This is a genomic window from Actinoplanes italicus, assembly GCF_003001815.1.
GTDB lineage: Bacteria > Actinomycetota > Actinomycetes > Mycobacteriales > Micromonosporaceae > Actinoplanes > Actinoplanes italicus.
Genome location: NZ_PVMZ01000004.1, coordinates 17,046 through 36,596, shown reverse-complemented (window position 1 = coordinate 36,596; position 19,551 = coordinate 17,046). Strand labels below are relative to the sequence as shown.

At 70.9% G+C, this 19,551-nt stretch carries 14 protein-coding genes and 7 tRNA genes; 6 read left to right on the top strand and 15 right to left on the bottom strand.

The features are described 5' to 3' along the window. Positions 1-343: 343 nt before the first annotated feature. Genes CLV67_RS11310 through CLV67_RS11280 form a run of 6 tightly spaced genes read right to left on the bottom strand, consistent with a single transcriptional unit; the run spans position 344 to position 7,611 of the window. Complete coding sequence (locus tag CLV67_RS11310; protein ID WP_106317250.1) at positions 344-871, bottom strand: RNA polymerase sigma factor; 528 nt, start codon at positions 869-871, stop codon at positions 344-346. Further along, positions 868-2,289, bottom strand: a complete 1,422-nt coding sequence (locus tag CLV67_RS51815) for a dynamin family protein (RefSeq protein ID WP_170153807.1) — start codon at positions 2,287-2,289, stop codon at positions 868-870. Before CLV67_RS51815 ends, CLV67_RS11310 begins: the two co-directional genes overlap by 4 nt. Further along, positions 2,286-4,553: an Hsp70 family protein gene (locus CLV67_RS11295; protein WP_106317246.1), complete on the bottom strand. Its 2,268-nt coding sequence runs from the start codon at positions 4,551-4,553 to the stop codon at positions 2,286-2,288. The genes CLV67_RS51815 and CLV67_RS11295 overlap by 4 nt, the downstream gene beginning before the upstream one ends. Beyond that, the gene (locus CLV67_RS11290; RefSeq protein ID WP_106317244.1) at positions 4,554-4,847 is read right to left on the bottom strand and encodes a hypothetical protein; all 294 of its coding nucleotides are present in this window, start codon (positions 4,845-4,847) and stop codon (positions 4,554-4,556) included. It lies immediately after the preceding gene. After that, positions 4,844-5,749 (bottom strand): C39 family peptidase, encoded by a 906-nt coding sequence (locus tag CLV67_RS11285; RefSeq protein WP_106317242.1) that lies wholly within the window; start codon positions 5,747-5,749, stop codon positions 4,844-4,846. The genes CLV67_RS11290 and CLV67_RS11285 overlap by 4 nt, the downstream gene beginning before the upstream one ends. Before the next feature lie 14 nt (positions 5,750-5,763). Continuing rightward, a complete protein-coding gene (locus tag CLV67_RS11280) occupies positions 5,764-7,611 on the bottom strand; it encodes a dynamin family protein (protein WP_106317240.1) in 1,848 nt (615 codons plus the stop codon). A 110-nt stretch (positions 7,612-7,721) separates the two neighbouring features. Here CLV67_RS11280 and CLV67_RS11275 point away from each other — a divergent pair, with 110 nt between their 5' ends. Then, on the top strand, positions 7,722-9,569 hold the full coding sequence (locus CLV67_RS11275; protein ID WP_106317238.1) for a DUF362 domain-containing protein: 1,848 nt from the start codon (positions 7,722-7,724) through the stop codon (positions 9,567-9,569). 168 nt (positions 9,570-9,737) lie between these two features. Further along, positions 9,738-13,091: a 3-keto-alpha-glucoside-1,2-lyase-like domain-containing protein gene (locus CLV67_RS11270; RefSeq protein WP_106317236.1), complete on the top strand. Its 3,354-nt coding sequence runs from the start codon at positions 9,738-9,740 to the stop codon at positions 13,089-13,091. A 29-nt stretch (positions 13,092-13,120) separates the two neighbouring features. On the opposite strand, the gene CLV67_RS11265 is transcribed toward CLV67_RS11270, so the two are convergent. Further along, positions 13,121-13,768 (bottom strand): DUF4232 domain-containing protein, encoded by a 648-nt coding sequence (locus CLV67_RS11265; RefSeq protein ID WP_106317234.1) that lies wholly within the window; start codon positions 13,766-13,768, stop codon positions 13,121-13,123. Positions 13,769-13,992: 224 nt separating this feature from the next. Between CLV67_RS11265 and CLV67_RS11260 the strand changes: the two genes are divergently transcribed. Together CLV67_RS11260 and CLV67_RS11255 are read left to right on the top strand one after the other, a co-directional pair. Further along, complete coding sequence (locus CLV67_RS11260; protein WP_106317232.1) at positions 13,993-16,953, top strand: 3-keto-alpha-glucoside-1,2-lyase-like domain-containing protein; 2,961 nt, start codon at positions 13,993-13,995, stop codon at positions 16,951-16,953. Positions 16,954-17,108: 155 nt separating this feature from the next. Next, positions 17,109-17,447: a DUF6223 family protein gene (locus CLV67_RS11255; protein ID WP_106317230.1), complete on the top strand. Its 339-nt coding sequence runs from the start codon at positions 17,109-17,111 to the stop codon at positions 17,445-17,447. Positions 17,448-17,511: 64 nt separating this feature from the next. Here the strand turns inward: CLV67_RS11255 and CLV67_RS11250 are convergent, their stop codons facing one another. Further along, on the bottom strand, positions 17,512-17,946 hold the full coding sequence (locus CLV67_RS11250; protein ID WP_239166982.1) for an anthrone oxygenase family protein: 435 nt from the start codon (positions 17,944-17,946) through the stop codon (positions 17,512-17,514). Positions 17,947-18,046: 100 nt separating this feature from the next. On the opposite strand from CLV67_RS11250, the gene CLV67_RS11245 reads away from it, so the two are divergent. Together CLV67_RS11245 and CLV67_RS51810 are read left to right on the top strand one after the other, a co-directional pair. Next, on the top strand, positions 18,047-18,625 hold the full coding sequence (locus CLV67_RS11245; protein ID WP_106317226.1) for a TetR/AcrR family transcriptional regulator: 579 nt from the start codon (positions 18,047-18,049) through the stop codon (positions 18,623-18,625). 60 nt (positions 18,626-18,685) lie between these two features. Further along, on the top strand, positions 18,686-18,856 hold the full coding sequence (locus tag CLV67_RS51810; protein ID WP_170153806.1) for a hypothetical protein: 171 nt from the start codon (positions 18,686-18,688) through the stop codon (positions 18,854-18,856). Positions 18,857-18,895: 39 nt separating this feature from the next. Here the strand turns inward: CLV67_RS51810 and CLV67_RS51805 are convergent. The 7 genes from CLV67_RS51805 to CLV67_RS11215 form a co-directional block, all read right to left on the bottom strand. Continuing rightward, positions 18,896-18,972 (bottom strand) — tRNA-Cys (locus tag CLV67_RS51805). A gap of 12 nt (positions 18,973-18,984) precedes the next feature. Next, a tRNA-Tyr gene (locus tag CLV67_RS11240) sits at positions 18,985-19,065 on the bottom strand. Between the two features lie 5 nt (positions 19,066-19,070). Next, positions 19,071-19,144 (bottom strand) — tRNA-His (locus tag CLV67_RS11235). A gap of 51 nt (positions 19,145-19,195) precedes the next feature. Beyond that, positions 19,196-19,268, bottom strand: a tRNA-Val gene (locus tag CLV67_RS11230). A gap of 33 nt (positions 19,269-19,301) precedes the next feature. Beyond that, positions 19,302-19,374 (bottom strand) — tRNA-Asn (locus CLV67_RS11225). 10 nt (positions 19,375-19,384) lie between these two features. After that, positions 19,385-19,458, bottom strand: a tRNA-Glu gene (locus CLV67_RS11220). 20 nt (positions 19,459-19,478) lie between these two features. Beyond that, positions 19,479-19,551: transfer RNA gene (locus tag CLV67_RS11215), tRNA-Lys, on the bottom strand.

Genomic DNA, 19,551 nt, shown 5'->3' with positions numbered 1-19,551 from the left:
CACGACCCCGCGCGTCACCTGGCCGCGGCCACCGTCGTTCCATGGCCCGGCCTGCTCAGCGGCAGCCTCGGTGCCGGCTGGGCGGTCAGCCCGCTGCATACGACCGGTTCGGTGCCGGCCACGGCGGCCCGCTACGAGCGTTCGTGGCGGGCGCCGGCGCTGGTCAAGCGGATGGCGTGGCCGTGCTGGCCGGGTGGCCCGCCGGACCGCTATGACACGGTCGCGGGCACCGGCTGGTCATTGGCAACGGCGGGGACGACCACCTCCTCACGAGGACGCGGCGCTGGGCGTCACGCTCGACGAGCTGCTGCCGGCGTTGAGGGTCGACGCGGACTGACCGTGATCAGCCGGATTCCGGGCGCAGCAGTGCGGCCATCGCGGCGCGCGCCCGGTACAGGCGGCTCTTGACCGTCTGCACGCCCACGCCCTGGTGCGCGGCGATCTCCTCGTAGCTGAGATCGCCGTACTCACGCAGCACCAGGGCGCTGCGGAACGGCTCCGGCACCTGCTCCAGCGCCGCCTGCACCCGGTCGCGCTCGGCGTGCTCGCCGGCATGATCGTCGACGACCATCAGGTAGTCGTGGGCCTCCGGGTCGAGCGGCGTGTCCCGGCGGCGCCGCACGATGCCGAGGGCAGCGTTGGCGGCGATCCGGTACAGCCACGTGCTGAACCGGGCCTCCTGCCGGAAGCTGCCGATGTGCTGCCAGGCGGCCATCAGCGCGTCCTGCATGGCGTCTTCGGCGTCGGCGTGGTTACCGGTCAGCCTCAGGCAGATGGCCCACACCCGGGTACGGCACTCGCCGGCCAGCGTGGCGAACGCGGTGCTGTCACCGGCGCGGGCCCGCTCGACGAGTTCCCGGTACGTGCTCACGAAGCGGCTCGCCGGGCGATCAGCTGGTACGAGCGGGCGAGCACCCGTCCGGCCTCCACTTCGGCGGGCATCAGGGCGAACGCGGCCCGCGACTGCGCGGCCGCGCCTGCCTCGCGTGCCGCGGCGGCGATCTGCCCCGGTGTCGCGTCGCCGGGCAATCCGAGCCGGGCGGCGTCGGTCGTGTCGGCGCTGACCCGTTCCAGCGCGATCCGCAACGGCGACGCGGGCGCCTCGGCGACCAGAGATCTGAGGGCACGGAGCTCGCGTACGGGATGGAGCTCCGGATCCAGCCGTGCCTCCTCGATCAGCGCGAGGGCCGCGTCGGCGCCGGCACGCTGTGCCGCACGGGTCAGCACCGTCAGCGCCCGGACGGCCTTCAGCGCGTGAGCGCGGTTGAGCAGGCCGCGGCGCAGCAGATGTTCGACCCGGCCGATCCCGGACACCGACTCCATCCAGCCCACCAGCCGGTGTGCTCCGGCACGGGCCTCTTCACGTCCCCGGTGCACGCCGTAGTTGCCCAGCAGCGGATACAACCGCTCGAGGGCGCCGGCGTCGACCCCGTCCGGCAGCGGCAGGCGGTGGCGCAGGCGCAACCGCTGTTCGGGCACGTCCGCAGCGGCGGCGAGGGTACGGGCGTCCTGCTCGCGGATGCGGCCGGTGCGGGCGGTCTCGGCGAGCAGTCCCGACACGGCGACGACGGCCGACACATCGGTGGCACGGGCGGCGGCCAGCCGTGCGGCCTGGGCGTCCGCGGCGTCGAACGGGTCATCCACCCCGGCGCCGTCGAACAGGTCGGCCTGTGACAGCACGCCGATCGCGTTGACGGCGCCGGCGCCCAGCTCACCGGTCGCGGCGCGGAACTGCTGCAGGAAGGCGACCTCGTCGTGACGTTCGGCCTCGCGGAACACGAACAGCACCGCATCCGCCTGCCCCGTCTCCGCGTCCGCGGCGCCGAGCACCGCCTCACGGGTCGCGGCCTCGTTGCCGGCGGTCAGCGTGGCCAGGCCGGGAGTGTCGATGACGATGTGTTCGCGCAGCGCGCCCGCCTGCAGGTGCACCACGATCCGGGCGATGCCGGCCGGCGGCGGCAGCAGATGCTCCGGCAGCCGTCCGTCCACCAGCGCGAGGTCGCGATGGGTGCCGTCACGCATCTGGAGTTCGGCACGTTCCGGAGCGCCGTACCGGTACCAGGTGACGACCCGGGTGCACTCGCCGGCCGAGGTGGGCGCGATCCGGCGGCCGACCAGGGCGTTGACCAGCGTGGACTTGCCTGCTTTGACCCGGCCGACGACCGCGAGCCGCAGGGGCTCGGACAGTCCCTGCCGGATCCCGGCGGCAGCCTCGCGGCCGGTGTCGTCGAGCAGCGGCGCGATCTGCTCGCACAGGCGGCCGATTCGGGCCGGGACCGGGTGTGTCAACGCCGCCCCAGGTGGTTGCGGATCCGGCTGGCCACGTCGGTCGGACTGGGACCGCGCAGGTGCAGCTCGGCGGCCGGCGGCGGGCAGGTGGCGCCCGGCCGGAAACTGGTGCTGACCACGATCCGGCGCTGGGCGTTGGCCCACGAGACCCGGATCGACACGCTGACCACCACGTCCGCGGTGAGGATGACGGGGAACCCGCTCCACGCCGGGCCCGTGGTCGTGGCTGCGGCCATGTGCCCCGGCAACGGCAGCACCACGGCGGGCGGCCGGTCGGCCTGTGCCGGGTAGAACAGCAGCTCGCTCTTGAACCCGAGCATGCCCTCCCCCATCACCTCGACCGGCTGGCGCCAGACGAACGCCAGGTCTCCCAGCTGCTCCATCACCTGCTGGGACGGGTCGGGCGGAACAGCGGCGGCCACGGCGTCCAGGCCCACTCCGGGCGGGCCGCCGGCGTAGATCGCGGCGAGGTAGCGCAGGTAGGGCTTCTGTTGAGCACTGGGATGCTGCGGGCGCGGGCGGGTCCGGGCCGCCGGGGCGGCCGCCGTCGGCTCGACGCTGTCCGGCGCCAGACAGATCTTGTCGGGTTCGTCGAGGTCGCCGCTGTGGTAGCCGTCCGGGTGGTACGACTCGGTCGCCGCCCATCGCTTCCAGTCCGGAGTGCCGAAGATCTGCTGCCGCTCCTCCGGCGTTGCCGTGCACCAGGTGCGCAGCATCCGATGGGCCCATCCCCCTCCCGGGGCGTGTTCGTCGTCCCAGGCGCGCCGGGCGGCAGCGCCGCGGAACGCCCCGGTCCAGGCCGTGGAGTCACCGAGGAACACCCGGATCGGCAACGGCGTACCCGTCTCCGGCTTCTTCGGGATGTCGAGAACCGCGTTCGCACGGCGCAGCCGGCGCAGCAGCTCCGGCTCGGCGATGGCCCGTTCCAGCAGATCAGGAACGCACATCAGAGCCACCAGCGTCGGCACGTCGTCGATGATCGCTGGCCCGTCCCTGCTGGTCGCCAGCGCGGCGGCCAGTTCCGGGTTGGCCGTCAGCAGACGTTGCGCGGCCGCGGTGAGGTCGTCGGTCACGTCCGGTGCGGGCTGCACCGGGACGACGGCAGGTTTCGGCGTGGCAGGTTTCGGCGTGGCAGGTTCCGGGACGGCGGTCTGCTTCCGAACGGCCTTCCCGGCAGCCGGAGCCGGCGGGGCGGCCGGCACGGCACGGTGCGCACCCAGCGCCACGACCAGCTTGGGGTCACCGAGGGTGGCGAACGGCCGCCCCAACAGGGCGATCAATTCCCGCTGTACGGCGCGCAGGTACGACGATCCACCGGTGAGATACAGCGTGTGCAGGTCCGCGGCACCCACGCCCGCCCGCGTCAGCGTCTGCGTCATCAGGTCGGCGGCCCGCCGCACGTACGGCCCGATCAGCTCGTCGAACTCGGCGGCGGTGATCGTCACGATCTCCTCGTCGTCACCGGCCACCACCGGGATGCCGGCGTGCTCGTGCTCGCTCAGCTCGTGCTTGGCCTCCCGTACCTCATGGCGCAGAGCCTGCACCGCGCGGACGTTGACCGGATCGCTCAGGACCTCGGCCAGGTCACCGCGGTCGCGTTCGGCGAGCCGCCGCAGCACCGCCGTCAGCAGCAGGTGGTCGAACACGTCGCCGCCGAGCTGGTCGGCGCCGGCCGACGCGAGCACCCGCAAGGCGCCGCCCTCGGCGCGCAGCAACGCCACGTCGCAGGTCCCGCCGCCGAAGTCGAACACCGCGACGGCCCGGCCGTCCGGCAGCGGTGCCGTGTGTGCGTAGTGGGCGACGGCCGCGACCGGCTCCGGCACCAGCCGGATCACGTCGTCGGCGAACCCCGCTGCGAGGGCGGCGGCCCGCAGAGCGGTACGGCGTGGCTGCGCCCACTCCTCCGGATGCGTCAGCAGCACCGAGTCGGGCCGCTCGTCGCCGCCGACCCGGAACGCGCGGGCCGCCACTGCCCGCAGCACCGCGGCGACCAGGGTCACGACCGGCACGTCGCGCCCGCCGAGGAACACGGTGTCCTGCCCGATCAGCCGCTTCGGGGATCGCTCGAAGCCGTCCGGATGCTGCCGTACCGACCGGATCGCCTTTGATCCCACCCAGATGTCATCGGGCGTGACGAGGACCGCGGACGGCATCTGCTCGGCCTGGTCCGACAGCCGGATCGCCGCCGGGTCGCCGTCGCCCCGGCGGCAGGCGGCGGCGGTGTTGGAGGTGCCGAAGTCGATCGACAGGGTCCAGCCGGGCATTCAGTACATCTCCGGTTCGGGCCCCGATGACCAGGGATCGGCGGACGGTGGATCGTGCGCGTCATCGTGGTCGTCGCTGACGTCCCCGGTCAACCCGCCGTCCGGGTGGGCCCACTCGTCCGTGTCGTCGCCGGTCAGACCGTCGGGGCTCTCGTACTCCGCCGGGCCGGGCACCAGTCCCGCGGCGGCGATCGGGGCCGCGTCGGGGTCCAGGGCACGGGCGAGCACCGCCGCCCACACCTCCGGCGGAGGTGCGGGCGGCTCGCCGAGCACCGGCCCGTGCGGATCGGTCACAGGCGGCGCGCCAGGACGGCGCCACCGGCCAGCAGCACGGGCAGGACCACGTACGGCCGTTCCACCAGCCACGACACGACGGTCTCGACCTGTCCGGCGCCCGGCACGGCGGACGGCAGGGCGTGGGCGGGCATCATCGCCGGCACGATGTCGATGAGCGGCTCGTCCAGCGCAGCCGGGAAGTCCGGCGCGCCGGGCGGCTGGTCGCACACCAGCGCCGTGTTGCCGCCGTCCGCCCAGGCGTCGGTCAGCACGTCCAGCGGCACCTCCATCATGTTGCCGCCGGGCGTACCCGGATCGGACAGAATGGCCACGCCCCTGGCGGTGTCGATGCCGGTGAGCACGACCGCGTGGTCGGCCGCGGCCTGGTCCTCGGTGCCGTACCAGATCTCGTCGCTGTCGACCGCCAGCATCACCCGCCGGCCCTCGGCCAGGTAGCCGACCAGCGTGTCGACGCCGATGCCCACCTCGATGGAGGCCGGCACACCCGCGTCCTCCAGGAGTGCGTGTGCCCCGTCGACGCCCATGCTGGGAACGCCGTCGGGGCCGACCGTGAACAGGTTCAGCGCGTTGGCGCGGGCCACGAACGCCGACTCGTCGGCGTGGTGGACACCGGTGTACTCCGACACGATCTGGGCGATGCTCGACGGCACGCAGTAGCCGTTGGCCGCCTGGTTGAACCAGTGCTCGGCGTCGCCGACCGGGTCGCCGACGAGCTGTCCGCCGTTCACCAGCGCCACCCCGCCGACCGGGGCGGGCGTGTCGAAGAACGGCAGCATGCCTTCGGGTTCCGGCAGGTCGAACCCGATGTCCGGCAGCAGGTTGTCGACGCCGGGCAGGTCGAGGGGCGCCTCGGGCAGGAACGGCTGCAGCGCGTCCGTCCAGTCGTCGTGGTCCGTCATGGCGTCTCCCGAGGTCAGGTGGTGGGTCGTTGCGGGTCTGATGCGCCGGTGGCCGTGGATGTTCCCGGCTTCGTCAGAATCGTGATCTGCCTCTCGACGAGGTCGCGCTGCGCGGTGACGGCGGCCAGTTCACGGTCGACGGCGGCGGCCCGCTCGGCGCGTTGATCGGCCGCCGTCCGCGTGGTGCGCCCGGCGGCCGCGATGACCGCCTCCAAGCGTTCGGCCTCGGCCGTCAGGTGTTCCTGGACACCGATCACGAGCTCCGGACGGCACTCGCGGATCGCGGCGTCGACCGCCCCGATCAGGTCGGCGCGCAGCGTGGCGACCGCTTCGGTGAGCGCGGCGTCCAGCCGCTGGCGGCCGAGTCGCAGCCGGCGCGCGCCGAGGTTGATCAGGAACCAGGCGCCGCCGAACACCAGCCCGAACGGTCCCATCATGGAACCGGCCAGGCCCATCCGGTCGGCGAGGCCCGCGCCCATCAGCGCCGAGCCCGCCAGGGCGGGATCCAACCCGCCGCCGGCCATGTCGGGCCGGCGGCGCGCCCGCGAGGCCGGTTCGAGGGCGTCCAGTTCGGTGGTCGCCGGGCGCAGGACCTCGACGGCCGCGTCGGCGCTGCCGAACAGGTCCGCCGCCAGCGTCACGAGGTCGTCGCGCAGCCGCCCGCCGGCATGGGCCGCGATCAGGCGTAGTTCGCTGTCGAGTTCGGCGAGCAGCTGGGTCGCGCCGGACTCGGTGGTGCCCTGCCACTCCCGGCTGATCCGCAGCCGCCACCGGTCACGTGCCTCGTCGAGCAGGCGGCCGATCTCTCCGGCCGTGGACTGGCGCAACCGGCCGAGGTCGCGTTCCAGATCCAGCCGCCACCGCCGGTCACGGGTACGCAGCCCGGCGAGCGCCTCGCGTTCGGCGCGGACGGGATCGCCGTCGCCGTCCGTGCCGGTCAGGGCACGGCGCTGCCCGTCGAGGTGGACGGCCAGGCGGTCCAGGCCGGTGGCGGCGGTGCGCAGCACGTTGGCCAGGCCCGCGGCGCGGCCGTCGGCGATCCGCTGGTGGAGCGCGCCGGCCAGCGCGGCGATGTTCGACTCGTGTTCCAGCAGCGTGCGGATCTCGGCGTCGTCACTGGTGGCGGCCTCGCGGGCGAGCGTCGAGGAGACGGCCAGCATCGGCGCTTCGGCGAACCGCGGGGCGTGCCGTCGCAGCAGGGCCCGGTTCTCCGCCATGACCTGCCGCCCGCCGTCGGGGTAGCGGTCGGCCTTGGTGACGGCGAGGACGACCGTCTCCACACCTTCGGCCGCCTCGGTGAGGAACCGCAGCTCCGGCGCGGTCAGCACCTGGCCCGCGTCGATGACCATCAGCAGGCCGCCCGCCCGGGCCGCCATCCACCGGGCCAGCCGGGTGTGCGCCGACTCGAGGCCACCGAAGCCGGGCGTGTCGACCAGGGTCACGCCGGGCAGCCAGCGGCCGGTTGCCGCCACTTCGACGTGTGCCGACGGCTCGTCGGTGGCGGCACACAGAACGGCCCACGCCTGCTCACGGGACGTACGGCTTCTCGTTCCCCGGTCCGTGAGGGCCCAGGCGCCGTCCGGCAGGTCGGCGGCCGGCGGCACCACGCGCAGGAACGCCGCGGTCACCTCGGCCACGCCGACCGGGGAGACGTCGCTTCCGGTCAGGGCGTTGACCAGCGAACTCTTGCCGCGCTTGACCTCGCCGACGACCACGACGGCGCTCTGACCGGCGGCGGCCTCGCGCAGCCCGTCGCGTACCCGATCGGCGTATTCGTCCAGGCCGTGCCGCCGCAGCAGATCGCCGGTGCCGAAGATCGCGCGGTGCTGCTCCCGGGTGACCGTGAGACGGGGTGACGCCATGCACACCTCCCTGATCTCGGGGCCACCGGTCCGTGGGACGTTAGATGCTGCCACGACCGGCTGCCACCGCCGGTCGGGCAGGACTGGATGGGCGTGAAGATAATCGGCTGATGATCGAGAAGGACGCCGCGACCGGAATCATCGCCGAGACGGAGCTGATGCTCGCGGCGTGGCGGACTCCCCCGGGCGGCGATCCCGCTCTGGAACGGCTGCGGCTGATGATGCTGGCCCTGGAACGCGAACAGATCGTCTCGAAGGCGTACGACGAGGCGTTCATCGCCGAGCGGGTGGCGGTTCTGCCGGTCCCCGACGAGGTCCGGGCGCTGGCCCGGCACGCCCTGGTGTGGGCGTGGAAGGACGAGGAGCTGCACACCGTCTACATTCGCGGCCGGCTGCTGGCGGCCCGCCGCCGCCGGGTGCGCATCTACGCCCGTCAGTTCGCCGGCGCGGTCGGTGGCTGGGTGTCGGCGACGCGGCACCACCGGCGGTTCACCCGCTCGTGGCTGGGCTGGCCCATCGCCACGGCCGTGCTGCTGGCCGGTCGCCTGAGCGGGCAGGTGTCACGGAACCTGGCCGCCGAGCTGTCGTACCGGAGTTTCGCCCGGTACTGCGCGCTCAACGAGGCTCTCGAGCGCAGCGCGGAGCTGTGTTACGAGCGGCTCATCGAGCTGGCGGCCGACCCTGCCGAGCAGCGGCAGTTCGAACGGATCCGCGGCGACGAGCAGCGGCACCGGGAGATGTTCGCGGTGCTGGCCCGCTCGTTCGGCGCCACGGACCGCCTGACGCCGGGCACGACCGTGGCGGGCGTCGTCGCCGATCTGGGCGCGGTGAGTCCCTGGTTCCTGCCGGGCGAGCACCGGGACGGATCCGCGAGGCGGTCCCGGCCCGCCGCGGCCGGTCCGGTCTGGGTGGCGGAGTCCGCCGGGGTGCCGGACGACCTGGAGGCGACCCTGTTCCGGCTGCTCGACGACGCGGGGCTCGGCGCGATGGTCCGGGCCAGGCCCGGCCGCGTCGCCATCCGTACCGCCTTCATCCTGGGGTATTCACGCGCCGACCGGTCGAACGTCGTCTCTCCGGAGTTGATCCGGTCGATCGCCCGGTATGTGCGGCGGTACGGGGCGACCGACGTCGCCGTGCTGGAAGCGCCGTCGGTGTACGAGCGGGTGTATGCGAATCGCTCGGTGCACGAGGTCGCCGAGTATTTCGGGTTCGGCACCCATGAAGAGTCCGGTGCGGAGGAGTACCGGATCGTCGACGTGCACACCGATCAGCGGCCGCTGACCTTCGACCGGGGCATCTCCCAGTCGACGGCGAGCGCCACCTGGCTGGACGCGGAGGTGCGCATCGTCGTGCCGAAGCTGCGGACCGACCCGCGGCAGGGCGGCCATCTGTCGCTGAACTCGCTGGTCGGCACCGGCATGCGCACGGAGCAGACCGTCTATGCCGACCGGGAGCTCGACCACGAGAGCGCCATCATGATGCTGCTGGACGCGTGCCCGCCGGACTTCGCGGTCGTCGACGCCTGGGGCCCGGTGGCGACCGGCCTGTTCGGTGTGATGGGCTGCGACCGGCCGGTGACACTGCATCGGTTGTACGCCGGGCCCGACCCGGTCAGCGTCGACTGGCAGGTGCTGGCCGACATGGGCGTACCCGATCCGGACGGCGTCCGGCTGCTGCGCCGGGCCCGGCACTGGTTCGGCCGTGACCTGCGGCCCGTGACGGTGCACGGAGATGCCGGCCCGATCGTCGCCGACCTGCGCCTTCCGGGCCGGTTCGGCCCGCGGCGGATGCTCGCGTGGATGGCGTCCCCGATCTACGTCCACGCCAGCCGGTCCGGGGAGGTGTTCGTGCCGGCGATGGACACCGACGCGTTCCCGCCGTTGCGCCGGGCGGGGGCCGGCACCCGGTTCGTGCGGTGGGCGACACAGCGAGTTTTCGGGCTGCGTCCACCTTCATGACACATCGATGAACTTTGTCAAGCAACAATCCTTGCAATTCCAACGTGGAGGCACAACTTTCGCACGTACCGATGAAAGTTCTGAAAGCGCTCTCCGAAGATCTGGACTGTTGCACGAAAGGAGTCCTACGGTGACGTCCGCCACATCACCTCCCCCTCAGGAGAACGGATGCTCAAGCGGCTGCTGGCCCTCGGCCTCGCACTGACCACCGCAGGACTTGTCGTCTCCCTACCCGCCCAGGCGGCGCCACCACCGCAGGAACCGGGTGTCACGCTGCGGATATTCGACGTCCAGACCCCTTTGGACAAGCTCTGCACCCTGAAACCCGCACAGACCCCGAACATCGACAAGCTGATGCCGACGGTCAACTGGACCGGCGGCGACTTCGGCATCGAGGACAACTTCGTCGCGCAGGTGCTCGGCAACGTCACCGTCCCGGCAGCCGGCGCCTACACGTTCCGGCTGACCAGCGACGACGGCTCCCGCCTCAGTGTCGCCGACACCCTGGTGATCAACCACGACGGCCTGCACGGAGCGACGGCCAAGGAGGGTGCGATCACCCTGGCCGCCGGCATTCACCCGCTGCGCATCGACTACTTCGAGCGTGGCGGCGGGCAGCAGCTCACCCTGGAGTGGCGCGCCCCGGGCGCCTCCGCCTTCACGGTCGTCCCGAACTCCGCGCTGAGCACCGATTCCGGCGTCGTCCGGGTGACGGCTCCCGGCCGCAAGGAGTGCGAGAGCGCCGGTGACAGCCCCGGCGACGGCCTGCCGCTGACCTCGGTGCATCCCGACTACACCCTGACCAGCCTGCGTCCCGGCAGCTTCCAGCCCAAGGTCACCGGCATGGACTGGTTCCCCGACGGCCGTCTCGCGGTCCTGACCTGGGGCGGGTCGGACGACTCGGGCACCTCGTCGGCGGGCGAGGTCTACATCCTCGGCAACGCGACCGGCAGCACGAGCCCCGGCAACGTGACGACCAAGAAGGTCGCGGGCGGCCTCAAGGAGCCGATGGGCCTCAAGATCGTCGACGGCGTGATCTACGTGTCGGAGAAGACGAAGCTCACCCGGCTCGTCGACACCACCGGTGACGGGGTGACCGACCAGTACCAGACCGTCGCGACCTGGCCGTACGGCGGGAACTTCCACGAGTTCGCGTTCGGCCTGCTCTACCAGGCGCCGAACTTCTACCTCAACCTGTCGGTGTCGATCAACTACGGCGGCAACACGACCAACCCGCAGCCCGCCGCCAACCGGGGCACGACCATCAAGGTCAACAAGGACACGGGCGCGGTCTCGTACGTCGCCGGCGGTCTGCGCACCCCGCACGGCATCGGCTGGGGCCCGGAGGACGGCCTGTTCGTCACCGACAACCAGGGTGGCTGGCTGCCGTCGTCGAAACTGCTGCACATCAAGCAGGACCGGTTCTTCAACCACTACATGACCCCGGCCGGGCCGTTCGACTCCAAGCCCGTCACGGCGCCGGTGCTGTGGATGCCGCAGAACGAGATCGCCAACTCCCCCAGCACGCCGGTGCTGGTCAAGGAAGGCGTGTTCGCCGGGCAGATGCTGATCGGCGACGTCACCTACGGCGGTGTCCAGCGCGCCTACCTGGAGAAGGTCAACGGCGAGTACCAGGGCGCGCTTTTCCGGCTCACCCAGGGTCTCGAGGCGGGCGTGTCGGAGCTCAGCATCGGACCCGACGGCGCGATCTACGCCGGTGGCCTCGGTGCCGGCGGCAACTGGGGGCAGACCGGCAAGCTCAGCTACGGCCTGCAGAAGCTCACCCCGAAGGGCACGACCACATTCGACATCCTGGCCATGCGCGCCAAGAACGGCGGGTTCGAGCTCGAGTACACCAAGCCGCTGTCCACCGAGACGGCCAACGCCCTGGCCGCCCGCTACCGGGTGAAGCAATGGCGCTACCAGCCCACCGCGTCCTACGGCGGTCCCAAGATCGACGAGCAGGCGCTGAACGTCACCTCGGCGACCCTGTCCACCGACCGCAAGAAGGTCACGCTCGCCATCGACGGCCTCAAGGCAGGGCATGTGGTGTACGTCCGATCACCGCGCCCCTTCTCCGCCGACACCGGCGAGACGCTCTGGAGCACCGAGGCGTGGTACACCCTGAACTCGCTGACCAGCGGCCCGCCGCCGACCGGTAACACCTACCAGGCGGAGGACGCCGGCCTCGCCGGTGGCGCCGGCGTGGCCACCGAGCACGCCGGATACACCGGCAGCGGCTTCGTGGCCGGTTACGGCACACAGGGCGCGACCACCACGTTCACCGTCAACGTCGCCGCGGCCGGCACCTACGACGTGGCACTGCGCTACGCCAACGGCCCCAACCCGTTCACCGGGACCAAGAAGATCAGCGTGTACGCCAACGGGGCCAAGGTGGGACAGACCAGTCTCGCCGACACGGGCGCCTGGGCGAACTGGACCACGAAGACCGAGAGCATCCCGCTCAACGCCGGCGCGAACACCATCGCGTACCGCTACGACGCGGGCGACGACGGCAACGTCAACCTGGACGCCATCACGATCAGCGGCGGCGCCGGGCCGATCACCGGCAGCAGCGGCAAGTGCCTCGACATCAGCAACAGCAGCACCGCCGACGGCGCCAAGATCCAGCTGTACACGTGCAACAACAGCAACGCTCAGAAGTGGAGCCGGGTCGGCACCTCGTTCCGCGCTCTCGGCAAGTGCCTGGACATCGACAACGGCGGCACGGCCAACGGCACCAAGGTCCAGCTGTGGACGTGCAACAACTCGGCGGCCCAGATCTGGCAGCCGCAGTCCAACGGATCGATCCTGAACCCGCAGTCCGGCAAGGTGCTGGACGTCCTCAACGGCAGCACCGCCGACGGCACCCAGATCCACATCTGGGAGTACGTGGGCGCCGCCAGCCAGCACTGGGTGCTGGGCGGCGGGTCCGGCGTGGTCGTGCTGTTCGACGGCGACGACCTGCAGTCCTGGCAGAAGACCGACGGCAGTGCCGCGAGCTGGCCGCTGTCCGGCGGGTCGATGGAGGTCCTCGGCGGTGACATCAAGACGAGGCAGACCTTCACCGACTTCAAGCTGCACGTCGAGTACCTGCAGCCGAACCTGCCGTCGAACGTGACCGGTCAGCAGCGCGGTAACAGCGGCATCTATCTGCAGGACCGCTACGAGCTCCAGGTCCTCGACTCGTACGGCGACACGACGCTCGCCAACGACGAGGCCGGGAGCATCTACCTGAAGAAGGCGCCCGACAGCAACGTCGCGCGGGCGCCGGAAACCTGGCAGACGTACGACATCACGTTCCGGGCGGCCCGTTTCAACAGCGCGGGCGCCAAGACCGAGAACGCTCGCGTGACGGTCGTCTGGAACGGCACCACCGTCCACAACAACGTGGCGATCGACGGACCCACCGGAGGCGGCGCGGCGGAGAGCGCCACGCCGGGCCCGATCCGTCTGCAGGACCACGGCGACGCGGGCGCGAACGTGCGGTATCGCAACATCCGGATCGAGCCGCTCGGCTGACCTGCACCAAGCACTGCACGATCAGGGCGTCACCAGGCGGTGACGCCCTGATTGCTGGGCTGGAAGGTACCGACCTTCAACGCCTTCATGGTGATGCCGCTCTTCTCCGCCGCCGGGAAGCCCTCCAGCTCGGCGACCGCACCCTTGCCGGAGCCGTCCAGCGACCAGCGGATGGTGTTGCCGACGGCACAACTCGCGTCGGCCTTGCCGCACTGGGTCCACTTGATGCCGGCGAAGGCCGACCCACCCGCCTTGATCTCGACGGTGTCGGCGGGACCGGGCTCGTTCACCTTCTCGGTGGGCACGTCGACCGCCTCGTCGGCGGCGTTGTGCAGAGCGATCGTCATCCAGCCCTTGACCGTGCAGTTCTTCGCGCCGGTGTTGGTGACGACCACCATGCCCTTCTCGTCCTTCTCGCCGGTGCCCTGCGCGGCGATGGTGACCTCGAGGTCGCCCACGGCGCAGGCGGCCTTGGCGGTCCCAGCCGCGGGCTTGGTGGTGCCGGTGGCGGGCTTGGTGGTGCCGGTGGCGGGCTTGGTCGTGCCGGTGGTGGAGGTCGCCGCCGGGGTGGACGTGCCCGGCGCCGACGTGGTGCCACCCGGCGTAGGCTCACCGCACGCGGTCAGGGCGGTCAGCAGAGCCAGCGCCGGAACGGCCGCCTTGAACGGGTTGCGCATCTGATTCTCCGTGATTCCTCGATCTTGGACGACCGAAGATTACGCACCGCCCGGCCGGCGACGAGATCCACGGCGGACACCGCGGCACGATCCCGGGAGCCGATGGGACTTTTGGTTGTTCAGCAAAGAAGTTTCGACTGTGGACGTCGAAAGATCTGGACGTCTCGATCAAACTACTTCAGGATGTTCACAACCTGGAATCACCCCCGTAATCGGGAGCGCTGATGAGAAGTCTGTCCGTGGTCGCTTCGCTGATAACCACCCTCGCCGTCACCGCGGCGCCACCACCGGCGTTCGCCGCCGATCCGCCGCCGCAGGAACCGGGGGTGACCCTCCGGACGTACGACATCGGAGTGCCACTCAACCGGGTCTGCGAACTCAAACCCGGGCAGACGCCCAACGTGGACAAACTCATGCCCACGATCGACTGGTCGACCGACGAGCAGTTCGGCCTGCAGTCCAACTACGTCACGCACGCGCTCGCCAACCTCACCACGACGGTGGCCGGCTCCTACACGTTCCGGCTGATCAGCGACGACGGCTCCAAGCTGTTCATCGGCGACAAGCTGGTCATCGACCACGACGGGCTGCACGGCGCCGACCCCAAGGAAGGCACGATCGACCTCGCCGCGGGCGTTCACCCGCTGCGTGCCGAGCACTTCGACCGCGAGGGCGGCCAGGAGCTGCGGCTGGCCTGGAAGACACCGGGCTCCGGCGACTTCGTGACCGTGCCGACCAGCGCGCTGAGCACCGACGCGGGCGTGGTCCGGGTGACCGCGCCGGGTCGCAAGGAGTGCGTTGCCGGCACCGACACCCCCGGCGACGGGCTGCCACTGACCGCGGTCAACCCCGGGTACACCCTCACCGACCTGCGCCCGCCGGGCTTCGAGCCACAGGTCAGCGGCATCGCGTGGCGGCCCGACAAGAAGATGGTCATCACCACCTGGGGCGGCACCGACAAGGTCGACGGCAAGGTCTACCTGGTCGAGAACGTGGTCGGGAAGACCGGCCCGGGCAGCGTGAAGTACAAGGAGATCGCCTCCGGCCTCAAGGAGCCGATGGGCGTCGCCGTGGTCGACGGCATGGTCTACGTGTCGCAGAAGCACGAGCTCACCGAACTTCGCGACACCAACGGCGACCAGGTCCTCGACACCCGCCGCACGGTGGCGGTCTGGCCGTTCGGCGGCAACTTCCACGAGTTCGCGTTCGGACTGCTCTACCGCGACGGCAACTTCTATCTCAACCTGTCGGTGTCGATCAACCTGGGCGGCGCGACCACCGACCCGCAGCCCGTCGGCGGGCGTGGAACGCACATCGTGGTCAACCGCAAGTCCGGCAAGGTCACCCAGATCGCGGGGGGCCTGCGTACCCCGAACGGCATCGGGTGGGGGCCGGACAACTCCATCTACGTCACCGACAACCAGGGCGGCTGGCTGCCCTCCTCGAAACTGATCAAGATCGAGGAAGACGCCTTCTACAACCACTACACCAACCCCGACGGTGCGTACGACGCGCAGCGCGTGACCAAGCCGGTGCTGTGGCTGCCGCAGAACCAGATCGGCAACTCCCCCAGCACGCCCGTGCTGCTGAACTCCGGCACGTACCGCGACCAGTTCCTGATCGGTGACGTCACCTACGGTGGCCTGCAGCGGGCGGCCCTCGAGACCGTCAACGGCGTCGAGCAGGGCGCCGTGTTCCGGCACACGCAGGGCCTCGAGGCCGGTGTCAACCGCGTGTCGATCGGCCCGGACGGCGCGATCTACGTCGGCGGGCTCGGTGCGGACGGCAACTGGGGCCAGAACGGCAAACTGCGGTTCGGCCTGCAGAAACTCACCCCCAACGGCACCAGCGTCTTCGACATGAAGACCATGAAGGCCACCAGCGACGGGTTCAAGATCGAGTACACCGAGCCGCTGGCCGACGCGACCGTGGCGAAGCTGCCCACGGCGTACCAGCTCGAGCAGTGGCGTTATGTCCCGACCGCGCAGTACGGCGGCCCCGAGGTCGACAGCGAGAACCTGACGGTGACCGCCGCGAAGGTCTCCTCCGACCGCAAGACCGTCACGCTGACCGTTCCCGGTCTGCGCCGCGACCGGGTCGTGCACCTGCGCTCTCCGCGCCCGTTCGCCTCCCGCGACGGTGAGACGCTGTGGAGCACCGAGGCCTGGTACACGATGAACGAGCTGCCCGGAAAGAAGGCGCAGCAGGTGTTCTACGAGGCCGAGGAGGGCAACCGGGAGGGCGGCGCGTCGATCGCGACCGACCACGCCGGCTTCTCCGGCATCGGGTTCACCGCCGGGTTCGGCAACCTCAACGCCTCCACCACGATGCACGTCGACGTCGACAAGACCGGCGAGTACGCGGTCGGGCTGCGCTACTCCAACGGCCCCAACCCGTTCAGCGGCACCAAGACGGTCAGCGTCCACGTCAACGGCCGCAAGATCAAGCAGGTGGCGTTGCCGTCCACGGTGACCTGGAAGGAGTGGGCCACCGTCACCGAGACGCTCAGCCTGCGCAAGGGCGCCAACACCATCACGTACCGCGTCGACGCCCTCGACACCGGCCACGTCAACCTCGACATGATCAGCGTCCGCGAGCCCGGCAAGCGCATCACGCTCTTCGACGGCAAGAGCCTGGACAACTGGCTGCACACCGACGGCCGCCGCCCGCAGTGGCCGCTGGTCGCCGGCGGTGCCACCGAGGTCTGCTGCGGTGACCTGCGCACGAAGGACGCGTACGGCGACTACAAGCTGCACGTCGAGTTCAAGGTCCCGCTGCTGCCGCCGGACGTGACCGGCCAGAACCGCGGCAACAGTGGCGTCTACCAGCAGGAACGCTACGAGCTGCAGATCCTCGACTCGTTCGGTGACACCACGCCGGCCAACAACGAGGCGGGCGCCATCTACACCGTCAAGGCACCGGACGTGAACGCCGCGACCGCACCGGAGACGTGGCAGACGTACGACATCACGTTCCGGGCCGCCCGCTACGGCGCTGACGGCGCCAAGACCGAGAACGCCCGCATCACGGTGATCTGGAACGGTCAGAAGGTCCACGACAACCTCGAGATCCCGAACGGAACCGGCGGCAACATCCCGGAGGGCCCGGCCACCGGCGCCATCCGCCTGCAGGACCACGGCAACAAGGTCCAGTACCGCAACATCTGGATCGAACCGGCCGCCTGACGGTTCACGCTCCCGCGAACGCCGGCTACCACGTCCGTGGTAGCCGGCGTCTGCATCTGTGGCAGCGGGAAGTGTCCACGCCAGCACGATGCCCGCGGTACCACGCACGGCCAGGATGGGTGGCGTCCGATCCCGGCCGTCACAAGGGAGCCACCATGCTCGACCTCCACCACCTCGCCGAGTCCGCCGTCACCACCTCGACCATGACCGCCGACCGCGCGGTGGCCACCACGGCGGCCGTCGTCGCCCTGGCCGGCGCCGTCACCGGCGCCGTGGCGCTGCTGCGGCCCACCGGCGGCAGGCCACGCGGCCCGCTGATCGCCCTGAGCGCGGGAATTCTCGGCGTGGCCGCCGGCGTCTGGGTCCTGGCCACCGCGGACGGCGGCCCGGGCACCGGCAACGGCGTGGTCGGCGGGTACGCGGGCATCGCGTTCGGGCTGATCGCCGTCGTGCTCGGCGCACTGGCGCTCACTCGCGCCCGTTCCCGTACCTGACCCCTTGGTTCTCCACACCGCTCCGATGCCGGGGCCGAAGGGATCCGCCGGGCCCCCCGAACCGTCATAGCGCCCCGGCCAGCAGCGCCAACGCGGCGATGATGATCGCGACGCGGACGTAGTGCAGCCGGTCCCAGCGGTTTCCCTGCTGCTTCCAGTCGGCGGGCCGGTTGTCCGGGGTCCACGTCTTGCTCCGGTTGTTGATCGGCACGAGCAGCAACACCGACATGATCACGCTGACGATCAGCAGCACGCCGGCCGTGACGGTCAGCCCGTTGCCGGACCGCTGCCACCCGGCAACGGCCCAGATCGCGACCAGGACGAGCGAGCCGATGTACCAGAACGGCATCACGGCGCCGAGCATCCGGCCTCCGTGGGCGCGGCCGAGCTGGCCACTGTCGCCGGGCAGCGCGGCGAGGATCGGGTTGACGACGAAGGCGACAGCGAACTCCACCCCCACCATCACGCCGACGACCACGATGGTGAGGACCTGAAGCATGTCGAGCACGATGACTCCTCCAAGAATCTAGCGTCGCTAGGAATTGAGCCAACGCTAGCTCTGGCACCGCTCGCTTGTCTAGCAGTGCTAGGATTTCGGCATGTCGGTACAGGAACGCAAGCAACGCGAACGAGCGGAGCGCGAGCGCCTCATCGTGGCGACCGCCCGTGAGCTGGCCGAGCAACAGGGCTGGGACGCGGTCACGACCCGCCGGCTCGCTGAACGCATCGAGTACAGCCAGCCCGTGCTCTACAGCCACTTCCGCGGCAAACGCGAGATCATCGGCGCGGTCGCCCTCGACGGCGCCGCCGAGATGGCGGCCGCACTACGGGCCGCGACCGCCGCCGAGGACGGGCCACACGCCCGGGTCACCGCCCTCGCCCGCACCTACCTCGACTTCGCCGCCCGCAACCCGGCCGTCTACGACGCCATGTTCGAGCTCGACGGCGGCCTGGCCTTCGCGCACGAGGACACCCCGCAGCCGCTCAAGGACGGGTTCGCCGCCCTGCTCGAGACTCTCGATCAGGTCGCCGGGGACGGCGTCCACCCGGGACTGTTCACCGAGGTCTTCTGGGCTGCCCTGCACGGCCTGGCCACTCTGACCCGAGCCGGACGGCTGCCACCGGAGGACACCGGCACGCGGGTGGCGCTGCTGGTCGACCGGCTCGCGGTGGCCTGACACGCCCGGGCGTGATGTCCGAACCGGGCGGAGAAGCGGCCGATCCTGGATAATCGGATCATGGCACAACCGGATCTCGACCCCGAACAGTATCCGCCGATCGACCCGCGCGAGCCGGTCCCCGACGACCCGGGCGAACTGCTGCCCGACGGCCCCGGCGAACTCCCCGAGGCCCCCGTCGAGCCGATGCCCGACGACGGCGACGAGGGCGGCGTACGCGAACCGGCGTGACCGGCCCCGGGTGCAACTCACAGTGGATGACATGTGCCGAGGCCTCGCCCGGAGTCGAACCGGATTCTGTTACCCGCTTTGCAGGCGGGCCGCTCCGCCGGGAACGCCACGAGGCCCAGAGGCATGAGTGCGGGCGGAGGGATTCGAACCCCCTGAGCGATGCACCTGGTTTACAGCCAGGCCCGACTCTCCAACGTCGGCGCGCCCGCATGAGGGTGACTGGCCGGACTCGAACCGTGCCGCCTCCGGATCCACAGTCCGGCGCTCTGCCAACTGAGCTTCAGCCACCAAGGCCGGTCTCCCCCGAGAAGACCGGAAGGTCCCGCGTGAGCGGGATCGTGCCCGTGCCGGGACTCGAACCCGGGATTGCCGGTGTGTAGGACCGGAGCTCTTGCCGCTGAGCTACACGGGCATGCGCCTCAAGGTGCGGCGCGACGTACAGCTGCTCCGACGGATGGACTCGAACCATCACCGGACGGCTTAACAGGCCGTTGCCCTGCCGATTGGGCGACGTCGGATCGTGAAACGCAGCGCGGACGGGACTCGAACCCGCAACCTCCCGGGTGAAAGCCGGGTGACTCTACCTGTTCGTCCACCGCGCCAAGGGTGGTGCCACATGCCGTACGCCGTCGGGGGCTCGAACCCCGGACCCTCCGCTTAAAAGGCGGCAGCTCTACCCACTGAGCTAACGGCGC

Bases quoted from the DNA above. Each gene is read 5' to 3' on its own strand.
- CLV67_RS51810 (WP_170153806.1), top strand. From the start codon at position 18,686: ATGGCACAACCGGATCTCGACCCCGAACAGTATCCGCCGATCGACCCG.
- CLV67_RS11280 (WP_106317240.1), bottom strand. From the start codon at position 7,611: ATGGCGTCACCCCGTCTCACGGTCACCCGGGAGCAGCACCGCGCGATC.
- CLV67_RS11255 (WP_106317230.1), top strand. From the start codon at position 17,109: ATGCTCGACCTCCACCACCTCGCCGAGTCCGCCGTCACCACCTCGACC.
- CLV67_RS11245 (WP_106317226.1), top strand. From the start codon at position 18,047: ATGTCGGTACAGGAACGCAAGCAACGCGAACGAGCGGAGCGCGAGCGC.
- CLV67_RS11275 (WP_106317238.1), top strand. From the start codon at position 7,722: ATGATCGAGAAGGACGCCGCGACCGGAATCATCGCCGAGACGGAGCTG.
- CLV67_RS11260 (WP_106317232.1), top strand. From the start codon at position 13,993: ATGAGAAGTCTGTCCGTGGTCGCTTCGCTGATAACCACCCTCGCCGTC.
- CLV67_RS11250 (WP_239166982.1), bottom strand. From the start codon at position 17,946: ATGCTTCAGGTCCTCACCATCGTGGTCGTCGGCGTGATGGTGGGGGTG.
- CLV67_RS11295 (WP_106317246.1), bottom strand. From the start codon at position 4,553: ATGCCCGGCTGGACCCTGTCGATCGACTTCGGCACCTCCAACACCGCC.
- CLV67_RS11285 (WP_106317242.1), bottom strand. From the start codon at position 5,749: ATGACGGACCACGACGACTGGACGGACGCGCTGCAGCCGTTCCTGCCC.
- CLV67_RS11270 (WP_106317236.1), top strand. From the start codon at position 9,738: ATGCTCAAGCGGCTGCTGGCCCTCGGCCTCGCACTGACCACCGCAGGA.
- CLV67_RS11265 (WP_106317234.1), bottom strand. From the start codon at position 13,768: ATGCGCAACCCGTTCAAGGCGGCCGTTCCGGCGCTGGCTCTGCTGACC.